The sequence below is a fragment of the Rhodococcus sp. IEGM 1354 genome (assembly GCF_030056855.1).
Lineage (GTDB): Bacteria > Actinomycetota > Actinomycetes > Mycobacteriales > Mycobacteriaceae > Rhodococcoides.
Genome location: NZ_JASHKT010000012.1, coordinates 48,652 through 61,550 on the forward strand (window position 1 = coordinate 48,652; position 12,899 = coordinate 61,550).

The following is a 12,899-nucleotide window of genomic DNA, read 5'->3' on the forward strand; positions in this document are numbered from 1 at the left end:
CGAGGTCACACAGGCGCCGTCCCCGGATCCGTTGGAGAAACAGGGAATCAGCCGGTCTTCATCGGTCCGTCGCTGGACAGTCCCGACCGAGACTGTTGCTCGACGGTGATCCCGGCGGTCGCGGCAGCCGGATCGAGTGGCGTGTATCTCTCGATCGACCCCCAATCGCGGGCGTAGTCGTCGGCGAGATACGACGGCAGAGTCTGGGCACCGAGAAGCAGTTCGGTCCACCCCAGCGGGCCGCCGCCGAACGAGTCCTGCCATGCGTTGGTGGATTCGGCTCCGGTTCGGTCGGGCAGGATCCGGTACTTCGGCACCTCGGCGACGCCGTCACGGTGATCGAACGGGCGCTGGCACGGAAACGCGAGCCCGACGGCCCAGTCCAGCAACACCGGATCGGTCGATCCGACCAGCGAGTTGAGCGTCTGCGTCTTCGGGACGCGCGGCGGGGTGACGGCGAGCCACTGATCCCCGGCCAGGTCGCTGTCCTCGGCGACGATGCGAACGACGTCCGCGTCGGCGGGTAGGTCGCTCATCGGTACCCGCAGGTTGCGCCACGACGGTGCGGGGCCGATGTCGAGTGGCGTGACGCGGCCGAGCGCCTGGACGTCTCCGCCGTCGCGGCGTCCGTATTCCAGTTCGACGCGTTGGCCTTCGGTGACGATGCCGTCCTTGTCCACTGAGCGGATTCGGCCTGCGGCGGCGATGGCGATCAGGTCGCCCTCGTCAGGCAGCGAATACCAACCGGAGGTCAAGGACGCGGGTTCGGTGGCTCCGAAGCTGCCGAGGACCGGGGTCGTTTCGGGGTTCAGCCCGAACGGCAGAGCGACTGTGCTGCCGTTGATTCCGACGTTCTCGTTGGTTCCGCCCGAGGTGCCTGCGGAGTTCGACGAGGTTGCCGACGCGCTCTCTTCGGAGTCCTCGGGGCGGATGGAGTTGGCACCGCCCTGGGCGGTGTCCTCGGAATCGGCCGTGAGGTCCTCGGCGACGCCGTCCGGGGTGAATCCGGTGCTGCCACCTGCTCCCAGCGCATCCGCGGCGGGATCGATCGGCTGCAGGACGGATCCGTTGACGTCGGTCTCCACCTGCACGTCACCGGCGAGTCCGCACGAGTTGCCGGCGAGTGCGGAGAAGTTGGAGCGGGCGATGGAGTACGCAGGGTATTGCGCCACAGCGCCTTTGGCGAACGAGAGCACTTCGAATGCGACGACGGCGCCGGCGACGATGGTCAATGCGGAGGGCGCGAAGCGTCGACGCGTGGTGGTTTCCGCTGTGCGATAGGGCAATCGGACATGTTGGTACGCCGCATACAACAGGGTCAGCACCGTGAGGCCGAGCAGGATGGTCGAGAAGCCCTTGCCGGCAATGGACGGCGGCTTGTCGAACCACGGAATGCCGTAACTCGAGACGTACCACCAACCGTTCGAGCTGGTGAACGCCACGGCCGTCAGGAACAGCACTGCGGCCGTGAACAGCGTTCTGTTACGCGGGGATCGGACGGTGGCCGCGGTGACGGCCACCGCTGCCAGTGCGCCGAGAGACGCGGCGAGACCGGCGTACACACCGAAGTGGTGGGTCCACTTGGTGGGGGTGAACATCATCAGAGCCAGTGCGCCCAAGACGATCCCGAGTATCCGACGCGATGGCCCGGTGGCGGTGCCGGGGATGCGTCCGTTCTTGCGGAGCATCACCGCGATGCAGACGACGATGCACAGCAGCATCGCGAACATGCCGAATCGTCGGGCGAGCGAGCCGTCGGGGGAGATGGTCATCAACGCGTCCCAGCGCACTCGTTCCTCGAACCACGGCACGTTCGGTCCGATGGCCGAGCGCACTCGGGTCGCTTCGAGCACGGTGCTCAGGGTTTGGTCGGCGAAGATCGCGATCACGACGGCCAGTCCCGACGCGATCAGGGGCGCGAGGACCGCGAGCGCGCCCACCTGCCGAGCTCGTTTGACGACGATCATCACGATCGGGCGCAGTCCGGCGAGCAGCGCGGCGACGGCGATCAGTCCGGTGGGTCCGGCGGCGAGGGAGAACGCGGCGATCAGTGTGCCGACCGCGGCGGGCAACAGTCGTCCGGTGGCGATGGCACGCTCGATCGAGCACCACGTGAGCAGCGCGCCCAGGGCGATGACGGGTTCCGGGCGCAGCCCGTTGTCGTAGGGCAGCCAGAAGGCGAGGAACACCAGGCCTGCGGTCCACAGTGCCACCCGGTTGCTCAGTACCGCGCGCCCGAGGCGGGGGATGACCTCGCGGCTGATGACGAGCCAGCACAGCAGAGCAGCGATGGTGGCGGGCAGACGCATCCAGATGCTGGCGGTGCTGACTTTGGCGAGGGCAGCCAGCATGTCGTAGTACGGCATGCCGAACGGTGCTTCGGGAACGCCGAACCAGCGGAAGTAGTTGGCCATGTATCCGGCGTGCTCGGAGACGCGGGCCATGTTGAGCAGGTAGCCGTCGTCCGAGGTGTTGGCACCGATGAAGTGCCACAACACCAACACTCCGACGACGACGGCGTCGACGCCGGTGACGGACTTCCAGCGCGACGGCAGGAAGCGGCGGTGACGTCGACCGTCCACGCTGTCGAGGCGATGCAGTGCGAACAGGGAGGCGACGACGGCCAGCGCGCCGACGATCATCGCCAGCAGCTTGAACGTCGTCGGGGTCGAGGAGTAACGGGAGTCGATGTCCACGCGCACGTTCAGACCGTCGACCGGCGCGGTGAGGTCGGTGAAGATACCGACGACCTGGGGTCGAACGTCGCCGTCGACAGTGGTGGCCGCGCCGCCGAGGTCGACAACCGTGCGAGAGGCGTTCGAGGAGATGGTCAATGCGCAGTCGGAGGCCAGGTCTGACACCGGAGCCTCGGCGAGAACGCGATCGCGCAGCAGTACCTGCAGTCGATCGTCGTCGACCCGGACGGTCAGTGCTCGCTGCTCGGTTTTCGCCGCCGCGATCGGAGCGGTGGACATCAGCGTGCCACCGCCGTCGAGTCGAGCGGCAGTACTGCACTGGATCGTCGCGTCCAGATCGAGCGGGGAGTAGCTCACCAGCGGGGCGTTGACGCTGCCGAACGAGCTCTGCGGCCAGGACAGCGTGGAGACGTCCTGCTGTACCGGTAGCAGCGGAGTGGCGATGGCCAGAACGGCACCGATGATGCCGGTGACGATCGCTATCAGCCGGGCGGTCGTCAGGTTCGAAGCGGTCGCAGGCACACCGGCGATGCTATTGGACGAGCGAGCGCACATCCCACACCCATACGCCGCCGGTGTATTGCGGCTGGACGTCGAGCAGCTCGGTGACCGTGCTGCGCAGGGCGACGGTGTTCTTGCTCGGCGGCAGTACCACGACGTCGGCTTCCCAGAAGCTCATGTCCTGCGCCGCCTGGCTTCGTTGGTCGGCGGTGATCTCGGGGACGGTGCCGGAGTCGTAGACCGAGCCGAGCAGCAGCGCCGTCGGGCGATCGACGGCGCCGTACTTGGCGACCTTCTCTTCCTGATCGCTCGGTCCGACGAAGTATCCGGCGGCCAGCGTGAAGCCCATGTCCGCGTCCATCTGCCAACGCAGCGGCCGGGCGTCCTCGGGTCGTGGCAGTGGGACGGTGACGACGGAACCGTCGTCGACGTAGTTCTGCCAGTCGCCGTCGGCGAAGAACCGGGGCGTGGGGGATTTGTCGACGGTGACCAGCGGGGTCGGTATCAGCGGAACGAGGGCGAGGGCGAGTCCGGCGATCCAGAATGCCGGCAGCGGCCGCAGTCCGTTGCGGAACGTCCGATCGGTCGCGAGGACAAGCAGGAGGGCCAGGGCGGGTACCGCACCGAGCGCGAAGCGGGTCTCGAGGACGGATTCGACGAGTGGGTATTCGGCGAGTTTCGTCCACGGCAGGGTGATGCCGGTGTCGTTCTTGCCGATCATCAGAGTTGCGCCGAGCGAGAGCACGCTCATGACTATGGCCGTGGCTGCCGCGGCCCTGGCGCAGGCAACACGCCACATCCAGACCGCCGCGACCAGGCACAGCACCAGCAGCGGCCAGCCGAAGTAGGCGTTCTCCTCGGTGGCATTGATGCGGACGTTCTGACCCGGAGTCGCCTCGCCGCCGAGGGATTGCGTCGGGAACTGGAACAGGGCCTTGGCGTCGTTGCCCATCGGTCCGTGTTCGAGGAACGAGTACGACTGCGGGCCGAAGAACTGCCACCACAGCGGAAACGCCACGAGCGTCAACGCGATGCCGGCGGACACCGCGAGTCGGGGAACGGCGTTGCGGACGGCGGGCCACAGGGAACGCGGGCGCGACAGGTAGTAGACGACGGTGAAGATGCCGAACGACATCGCGAAGATCAGCAGCGGTTCTTCGCCGAGCAGTATCTGCAGCGCGACGATCAAGCCGAGCCCGACGGTGTTCTTGGTGGTTCCGCCGCCGTGGGCGATGCGGGTGACCAGCATCGCGATGACGGGCAGTAGGAACAGCACCACGAAATTCGGGTGGCCGTTGGCGTGGGAGATGGCACCGGGCGCGAAGCCGCACAGCGCGCCGCCCATTGCGGCGGCACCTTTGGACGCGTTCAGCTGACGCGAGAACAGCCAGTACCAGGCGAACGAGGTGCCGGCGAGGCCTGCGGTGAGTGCAATTGCCCAGGTGACGGTGGGTCCGAACAACAGCGTGATCGGAGCGAGCGGGATGGAGATGCCGAACATCGCCGTGTTCGCCATCAGATTCACCCCGAGCGGGTAATTCTGCAGGTCACTCGACAGTGGATTGTCCAGATGCGCGACGGCATGGGCGGCAACGGAGAAGAACCACTCCCACATCGTCTGGTCCTGGCCACTGTTGTAGAGGTAGCCGCCGTTCAGATTGCGCCATTGGCCCTGCAGGACGTACACGGCGGCGATCAGAAATCCGACGGCCGCCACGACGTCGCCACGCCCGGCGCCGGAGTGTCGAGCCGGTGCCGTGGTCGGCTGCCGCTCGAGAACGCTCTGGTCGTGGGTGGTCATCGCGTCGAGATTACAGAAAGATCACGGTGGGCGAAAACTCGAACGACCTGGGTCACATAGGTGGGTAGTGACGCGCTCGCTGATTGTGGGTCGCCATTTCGTCCGGCTGTAGCGCTGTGCACAAGATCGATACTCCGGCCGACTGGTCTCCGCGTAGATGTAACCCGGTTGGCAGCCGGACGACACCTGATCTGTGCCGACCGGCCACTGGTGGCGGGGATGGCGGCAATGCCCGCCGGCGTCATATCCCGAAGAGCGCGTCCTACCCTCACAGAACGTGTTGCAGTGCTTCACTGTAGGACGGTCAGTCCTTGTGACGCTGCGATTACTGCCGCGTGAGACCTTGTGCCACAACCGATCTTGATGAAGATATGTTCGAGATGCTTGCCGATCGTGCGAGCCGAGCAACCGATCGACGATGCGATGGCACTGTTGGTAGACCCGCGGGTGAGGCCGTCCAGAACCTGCAATTCCGCCGACGTGAGCATGTAGGGAAGCGGTTCGGTCGACTCGCGGACCAGTAGACCGCCGGGTACGGCCTGGGTATGGACGGTGTGCCACCGGCCGCGGTGATCTCTCCACCTGCTGATCTTGCTGACCCCGGACTGGGAGAAGCGCAGTAGCGCGGATACCAGGTCGGAGTCGGCCGTCAGCATTGGGCCCTGCTCTGTACCTGCGACCTCTGCGATGGAACCGTCGAGACGGACCAGCGCTGTTCCGTCGGCGGCCGTGGGCATCGTTGCCAACAGACCTGCGATGGCACGATTTTTGTCGACCAGCGCGCCGAGAACGCCTTGGAGACGGAGAAGGTGGGTGACGGTGGGCCCCGCCAGGGCCACCTCACTGTCAGCGTTCAGGTGCAGACATCCGGTGTATCGGCCGTCGCGTGTGTACAGACGCATCGTCGTACCGTCCGTGTACCCGTTCGGACCGAAGACCTCCTGTATCGAAAATGATCTCCCGTAGTCGAAAGGAAAATCGCGCCAGCGGCGAGGAGTGGGATCTACGTTCTCCATGAATGAGAATGCTTCGTCTCGTGTGACGAACCCTGTGTCGAGATACTCGACGACGCTCGGCGGGTATCCGTCGCTTGCAACCGTCAGGTGGCGACGCTCGACCGGGTCATATGCCGCCACCGAGCAACCCGCCAGCGGGATCCACTCGTTGATCAGTGCCAAAATTTGATGGGCGTCCCGCTCCACATGAGCCGGAATGCTCTCCGCCGCGACCCACGAGACCTCGCTCAAAGTGTGCTCGAAATCCATGGATGGCCTCACCTCGGATCGGTAGCCGGTCCTCGATCAGGTTACGCGTCGCCGGTTGAAACGGAGTTTCAAGACCGAAAGATACGCAACTTGACGTATGTCGGGCGATGCCCATCCGCTCATATGTTTACAGCCTCCACCAGTACGAACGAGAGGCACACAGATGTCGTCAGATCATTTGAGTCAGATCGAAGACCTCAACCGCGGCTTCGGTGAAGCCTTTTCGCGGGGGGATGGCGCCGGGGTCGCCAGCGTGTATGTCGACAACGCGATCCTGCTGCCTCCTGGCGGTCCCACCGTGCACGGCCGAGACGAGATCGCGTCGTTCTGGCAAGGGGTCATCGATGCCGGGGGTGTCGCTATCGAACTCGAAACCGTCGCACTCGACTTCTTCGGAGACGTAGCTCGCGAAATCGGTCGAGGCGATCTGACGATGGCGAGTGCAGACGGGTCCACATCGAAGAGCGGACTGAAATACGTCGTGTTCTGGATGCTGACGCCCAATGGATGGCGTTACGAAACGGACATTTGGAATGCAGAATCCGACGAGCAGGCGTGAGGCGAACATGACAAATTTGGACGACTATCGACACCTGTCCGCCTCGGATCTCGCGGCTGCTGTGAAAAGTGGAGATCTGCGTGTGGTCGACGTCGCTGAGGCGGCACTCGATCGGTTGGATGCCACCAACCCGACGTTGAATGCTCTCATCTACGTCGATCGAGACCAGGTCATGGCCGACGCGCGCACACTCGATGACGAAGCGCGAACCGGGGACTTTCGAGGCGCGCTACACGGTGTGCCGTACACCATCAAGGACCTGACGGAAATGCGAGGGTTGCCCTTCACGATGGGCTTCCAGCCGTTCGCGGACAGGCTCGGTACCACCGATGCGGCGATAGTGACCCGCATGCGTGAGTCCGGGGGCCTGTTCATCGGCAAGACGAACACCCCGGAAATGGGCTACTACGGCGGATGCGACAACCATCTGTTCGGACCGACCCACAATCCGTTTGCCCACGGACACACTGCCGGTGGTTCCAGCGGTGGGGCCGCGGCTTCGGTGGCCGCCGGTGTAACTCCACTCGCAGAAGGAAGCGATGGAGCTGGATCGGTGCGCATCCCCTCATCGCTCTGCGGCACAGTGGGGCTCAAGCCCACAACGGGCGTTATTCCGCAGACTCTATTCCCTGGCCGCTACAACACCTGGTTGTTCCACGGACCGATCACACGAACGATCGATGACAACGCTTTGATGTTGGACGTTCTCGCCGGTCCCGATGTGTCGGATCCGCTGTCTCTCCCGGAGGCCCGAAGCCCGTTCCTGCAGAGGCACGACAGCGACATCACCGGGATGAAAATTGCCTGGTCGCCGGACCTCGGTACAGGGCAGCATGTGGACCCGGAGGTCTTGCGCCAGTGTGAGCAGGTGCTCGATGTGCTGTCCGACGCCGGTGCGGACATCACACAGGCAGGTCCGGATTGGCGGCCGCCCTCACAGGCGATGTGGAATTCGACCTGGGTACCGGGCTTCTCGACCGCGTACGACCTATTCGATTGGCAGTCCATGCGCGGAAAAGTCGACGACAATCTGATCGAGATCATGGCCGACGCCGAACGCACAACCGCTGTCGATGTGGGCCGCGCCGACGCCGAACGAGGCGCGATGTGGAACACCTGGACAGAGTTTCTCACCCGCTTCGACGTCGTTGTGTCACCGACGCTGACCAGCGCAGCGTTTCCGCTCGACCAGTTCGCCCCGAAGTGGCTGGATGGACGCAGCGTCCGGGAGCAAGTGCTCGACTGGCTGCTCACGTACCCGTACAACATGCTCGGCGCACCAGCACTCACTGTGCCAGCCGGGATGACCTCTGACGGAAAGCCCGTCGGATTCCAGATCGCCGGGCGGCACCGAGCCGAGACGACGTTGCTCAGAGTCGGCCGGGTGATCGAAGCGAAACGACCGTGGATCGGGAGCTACGACGCCATACCCTGAACCGGTATCGAGGCAGCTCGCGGATGGTGTCGACCGAGTGTGGTGGTTCCATCACTCACTGCTCCTTTCAAGGTCAAGCCGACGCCGGCAACACGGCCGCGCCTGATGGTGCTCCTGTATCCGGTGGGGTCGGTGAGAATTCTTGTGGAATCGGCCGATGCACCCAGTGGACCGGTCATCGGAAATCTCGGGTGGCACACATCAGCGGTAGCAACCGCTGATGTGTGCCACGGCTCGTGCGCATGGTTGGCCTCTTCGTCGACTTCTTCATGCGGTGCGCGGATCACCCGACGTCGATACCGGCTCGCTCGTGGATCGCGGGCACCTGCCTCTACGGCAACGCGCTACTCCACGGCGAAGCTCGATTGCACGCGCAAGGTGAAACACCCTGTCAGGTAGTTCGAACCACCAATGCGAAGGGGCCGATGTCGGTGACGGTGAACCGCGGATCCTCGAACAGTGATTCGGGGAAGGTGACGGTGTAGCGGCGCACGTTGGGGTCGTTGGGGTAGACGTCCTCGGCCAGGCGCAGGGTGTAGCCGTCGGCACCGCGGCGAAACAGGAAGGCGTCGGGAGCGCGCCATTGGCTCGTGTCGAGCGCCTCGATCATCTGGTCGGGAGTCTCGAGCTCGGTCCACCGCTCGATGGCGTCGGCTCGCTGATCGAACTGCGCCAGTGGATTGGCGTAGTGCGACGTCAGTCCTTGGAACCCGAAGTACGGGTAGTAGCTCAGGAACGAGGTGTCCGCGGTGAGCAGCACTGTCTCGTCGCGCGGTCGACCGGTCTGCTCGGTCAGGGCGTCGTCGACTTCCCGGTAGTACGACACGGCGCTCGGCGGGCGCATGTCTGCACGGTTGCCGTCGCCGTCGGTGTCGGAGTACGCGACGGTGATCTCGCTCTGTAGTACCTGGGGGATGTTCTGCGCGAAGGCCATTGCCCCGATGGTTGCGACGACGACGGCAGCGATACGGAACTTGGGTGGCTCGTTGATGGCCTGGTAGATCGCATGGCTGCCTTCGAGGAATCCGAAAACGCCCGCGCTGCCGAGCAATACGATGAGAACCGCTTCGAGTCGGAACGAGAGCAGTGTGGTGCCCGCAGCCGTGGCGGCCATGGACAGCAACGTCCACAGGTATACCGCGACGACGCCGACCCCGAGTGCCTGCGCTCGGCGTGAGGACGAGAAACGTACTGCGACCCATATCGTTCCGATGAGGCACAGAATGCCCATCATCGAGAACTCGAACATCGGGAAGGGAAGCGTCGCACCGGCTTCCGGTAGGTAGTGCAACGCTGTGCCCGACGTGGACGGTGCGCCGCGCAGGAAGTCGATCAGGTACGGCAGCCACACCGTCGCGGCTATGAGGCCCGAGATGACGGCGATCGCCGCCACCTTGGTTGCGATGGGAATCAGGGCCCGCCAGGTCTTGCGCTCGCGATAGGCGAGAACGGCGGCGAACAGGGCCATGAGCACCACGGTGAACGCGGCCAAGCCGAGGTACAGGGTGTAGAACGTCGCGGCCAGGCCGAGGAAGAGGCCGGTACCGACCACCGCTCCCCATCCGCCTGCTGCGCGTCCCCCCGTAGGGATAAATGTCCCATTCTTGCCGTCTGACCGACTGGATGCCACATTGATCCCGACGGGGGTGGCCGCTCCAACCCCGTCGGTGACAGGAGTGACGGGCCGATGCAACGCGCCCCAGGCCAGGAGCAATGCCGGGGCGAACAGCAGCACGATGACGGCGCTGTAGGCCTCGGGGGAGGCGTAGGCGACAACCAATGCAGTCGTGACAGCACTGACTGCGACGGCCCAGTCGCTGCGGATCAGGGCCTTCCACAGTACGAATCCGATCACCGACGTCACGGCAAGCAGTCCGATTGCGTACGGCTTGAACACTTCCCAGCCGTCCATGCCCAGCAGGTTGCCCACGCGTCCACCGAGCCAGAACCAGCCTGCGGGGTAGAACGGCGGAATGTCGACGTACGTCATGTCGCGCAACGACGCCGAATCCGTCAGACGCGTCAGGTATTCGGTCCGAAACTCCTGGTCGACGGAAATGCCGAACAGGTACAGCTTCGTTGCCGCAAGGGGCATACCGAGGGTGACGGTGACGAAGCCGGAGAGCCCGACCCACGCCGCAAGTCGAGCGAACCAGGGCCACTTGCGGATTCGATACAGGTAGATGGATGACGCGAACAGTGCCGCGGCTACCACCTGGCCCAGAGTTGTCAGAGCGCGAGTGACGTTGGACGAGTTGAACGCCGGCCACTGAACCAGTGAGAAGGCGTACAGCCCGACCGTCGCCACCACGACTGCGACGAGCGCACCGAGAGCGACCTCCCCGACGGCAGAGGCGGTTCTGCGAGCCGGTGCAACTCCGTCAGTCATCGAGATCAGATGGGCAGCTTGCGGAAAATCGGCCGCGGAACGTGTCGCAGCACCATCATCACCAGACGCCACGGTGCGGGAGTCCAGATGAGGGGGGTGCCCTTTCGTGAGGCGTTCACCGCGAGCTTCGCGATGACCTCCTTGTCGACGGTCATCGGCGCTTCCTTGACGTGCGCGCTGAACTTCGTGCGCACCATGCCCGGACGAACGACGGTGACCCGAGGACCGAACTCACGCAACGCTTCTCCGAGTCCGAGGTAGAAACCGTCGAGGCCTGCCTTGGTGGAGCCGTAGACGAAGTTGGAGCGACGCACTCGCTCACCTGCCACCGAGGACATGACGATGATGCGGCCGTAGGCCTGCGCCTTCATCTTCTCGCCCAGCAGCACGCCGACCGAGACGGACGCGGTGTAGTTGATGTTCGCGGCGAGAACGGCCTTGCGCTGGTCCTGCCAGAGCTGCTCGGCATCGAAGTCGACGGCAAAGGCGACGATGGCGACGTCGACGTCACCCTTGGCCCAGGCCGCGTCGATGACCTTCGGATGCGACGCGGTGTCGAGTGCGTCGAAGTCGATGACGTCCACGGACTTCGCGCCCTTGGCGTTCAGTTGTGCAACAGCACTCTCACGCAGCGGATCGTTCGGGAGCGCAGCGAGAACGACGCGTGCCGGAGACTTCGAGAGGTACTCCTCGGTGATCGCGAGACCGATCTCGCTGGTGCCACCCAGAACGAGAATCGTCTGCGGGTTACCTACGGCGTCTATCGTCACAGCAGTTCCAGCCTTCTAGCCATATCGGAGGCGAAAACGCCTGTGGGGTCTACAGATCGACGAACCTTGATCCATTCGTCGATCCGCGGGTACATCGAGTGGAACGTCTCGGCGTCGGTGCGCGAATCCTTCGCGGTGTACAGACGACCGCCGAACTCGAGTACGCGCTTGTCGAGTTCGCGGACGAACTCGTTCAGGCCCGGCTTGATCGGGAAGTCCACGCAGATGTTCCAGCCTGGAATCGGAAAGCTCAGTGGCGCTTTGTTTCCCGGCCCGAACAGCTTGAACACGTTGAGGAACGAGTAGTGGCCCGACTTCTGGATGTCGACGATGATCTTCTTGAACTCGTCGACGGCCTCCGGCGGCACCACGAACTGGTACTGCAGAAATCCCTTGGAGCCGTAGGCGCGGTTCCACTCACTGAACATGTCCAGGGGGTGGTAGAACGCTGTCAGGGACTGAACCTTGTTCCGGTAGTTGCCGGCCTTGCGGTACCAGGCCTCGCCGACGGCGGAGAACGTGTACTTGTTGGCGAGCCCGTTCGGGAAGATATCGGGGAACTTCACGAGCGGCTTGGCGTTGAAGCGCAGCGGATCTTTCTGCAGCTTCTCGGGAAGCTGGTCGAGGCGCGCCAACGATCCACGTGAGAGAGCTGCGCGGCCGAGCTTGGGGGGCGGAGCCACGGCGTCGAACCAGGCGCTCGAGTAGTCGTAGTTGTTCTCGCTGCCGTCGCTGTGCAGGGCAATGGTCTCGTCGAGGGTGCTGGTGACGTCGCCGTCGGCGATGAAGTAGGCCGTTTCCGTGGGCGTCATCTCGATCGTCGCGCGCAGGATTATGCCGGTCAGGCCGTTGCCGCCGACTGTCGCCCAGAAGAGCTTGGCGTTCTTGCCCGTCGGCGTGAGGTGGCGGATCTGGCCATCGGCGGTGAGCAGTTCCATCGAGCGGACGTGGTTGCCGAAGCTGCCCGCGCTGTGGTGGTTCTTGCCGTGGATGTCCGTGCCGATGGCTCCGCCGATGGTGACCTGACGGGTACCCGGAAGCACTGGAACCCACAGGCCGAACGGCAGCGCTGCGCGCATCAGTTGGTCGAGGTTGACGCCACCGTCGACGTCGACGATTCGTGTCGACGCGTCGATGCTGTGAATGCCGTTGAGGGCATTCATGTCGATGACGAGTCCGCCGGAGTTCTGCGCGTTGTCGCCGTAGGAGCGGCCGAGGCCGCGGGCGATGACGCCGCGTCGGAGGTAGGCCGGCTTGGAGTCGTTCTGCTCGGCGACCTGCTTGACCGCGTTCGCAATGAGCTCGGGGTCGGAGGTCGAGAGCACCTCGCCGGTGGAGGGCGCAGTGCGGCCCCAACCGGTGAGTGTGCGGGTCTGCGTGGGTAGCGGCGCAGTGTTCCCGGCCTGTGGTTCCAGGGGGAAGAGTGCGTCGTCGGCTGTCGTGGACATCGCTCAAGAGGGTACCCGCATTGCGGTAGCGGCTA

General features: G+C 64.5%; 8 protein-coding genes. 2 read left to right on the top strand and 6 right to left on the bottom strand.

Annotation, left to right across the window (positions count from 1 at the left end; genetic code table 11):
* Window positions 1-47: 47 nt before the first annotated feature.
* From QM588_RS21705 to QM588_RS21715, 3 genes are all read right to left on the bottom strand, one after another.
* Complete coding sequence (locus tag QM588_RS21705; protein WP_283316466.1) at window positions 48-3,251, bottom strand: arabinosyltransferase domain-containing protein; 3,204 nt, start codon at window positions 3,249-3,251, stop codon at window positions 48-50.
* Entirely contained in the window at window positions 3,229-4,998 is a 1,770-nt protein-coding gene (locus QM588_RS21710; protein WP_283316467.1) for a glycosyl transferase, read from the bottom strand. Before QM588_RS21710 ends, QM588_RS21705 begins: the two co-directional genes overlap by 23 nt.
* Window positions 4,999-5,288: 290 nt before the next feature.
* Window positions 5,289-6,263, bottom strand: a complete 975-nt coding sequence (locus QM588_RS21715) for a helix-turn-helix transcriptional regulator (protein WP_283316468.1) — start codon at window positions 6,261-6,263, stop codon at window positions 5,289-5,291.
* A gap of 163 nt (window positions 6,264-6,426) precedes the next feature.
* Here QM588_RS21715 and QM588_RS21720 point away from each other — a divergent pair, with 163 nt between their 5' ends.
* Complete coding sequence (locus QM588_RS21720; protein WP_283316470.1) at window positions 6,427-6,822, top strand: YybH family protein; 396 nt, start codon at window positions 6,427-6,429, stop codon at window positions 6,820-6,822.
* Between the two features lie 7 nt (window positions 6,823-6,829).
* Window positions 6,830-8,257: an amidase gene (locus QM588_RS21725; RefSeq protein WP_283316472.1), complete on the top strand. Its 1,428-nt coding sequence runs from the start codon at window positions 6,830-6,832 to the stop codon at window positions 8,255-8,257.
* A gap of 391 nt (window positions 8,258-8,648) precedes the next feature.
* Here the strand turns inward: QM588_RS21725 and QM588_RS21730 are convergent, their stop codons facing one another.
* From QM588_RS21730 to QM588_RS21740, 3 genes are read right to left on the bottom strand one after another with little or no spacing between them, the layout of a single operon-like run.
* Window positions 8,649-10,646 (bottom strand): galactan 5-O-arabinofuranosyltransferase, encoded by a 1,998-nt coding sequence (locus QM588_RS21730; RefSeq protein WP_283316473.1) that lies wholly within the window; start codon window positions 10,644-10,646, stop codon window positions 8,649-8,651.
* A gap of 5 nt (window positions 10,647-10,651) precedes the next feature.
* Entirely contained in the window at window positions 10,652-11,416 is a 765-nt protein-coding gene (locus QM588_RS21735; protein WP_283316474.1) for a decaprenylphospho-beta-D-erythro-pentofuranosid-2-ulose 2-reductase, read from the bottom strand.
* Window positions 11,413-12,864: an FAD-binding oxidoreductase gene (locus QM588_RS21740; RefSeq protein ID WP_027494795.1), complete on the bottom strand. Its 1,452-nt coding sequence runs from the start codon at window positions 12,862-12,864 to the stop codon at window positions 11,413-11,415. The genes QM588_RS21735 and QM588_RS21740 overlap by 4 nt, the downstream gene beginning before the upstream one ends.
* Between the last annotated feature and the right edge of the window lie 35 nt (window positions 12,865-12,899).

Coding starts and splice junctions, on each gene's coding strand:
- QM588_RS21705 (WP_283316466.1), bottom strand. CDS start 3,251: ATGTGCGCTCGCTCGTCCAATAGCATCGCCGGTGTGCCTGCGACCGCT.
- QM588_RS21710 (WP_283316467.1), bottom strand. CDS start 4,998: ATGACCACCCACGACCAGAGCGTTCTCGAGCGGCAGCCGACCACGGCA.
- QM588_RS21715 (WP_283316468.1), bottom strand. CDS start 6,263: ATGGATTTCGAGCACACTTTGAGCGAGGTCTCGTGGGTCGCGGCGGAG.
- QM588_RS21720 (WP_283316470.1), top strand. CDS start 6,427: ATGTCGTCAGATCATTTGAGTCAGATCGAAGACCTCAACCGCGGCTTC.
- QM588_RS21725 (WP_283316472.1), top strand. CDS start 6,830: ATGACAAATTTGGACGACTATCGACACCTGTCCGCCTCGGATCTCGCG.
- QM588_RS21730 (WP_283316473.1), bottom strand. CDS start 10,646: ATGACTGACGGAGTTGCACCGGCTCGCAGAACCGCCTCTGCCGTCGGG.
- QM588_RS21740 (WP_027494795.1), bottom strand. CDS start 12,864: ATGTCCACGACAGCCGACGACGCACTCTTCCCCCTGGAACCACAGGCC.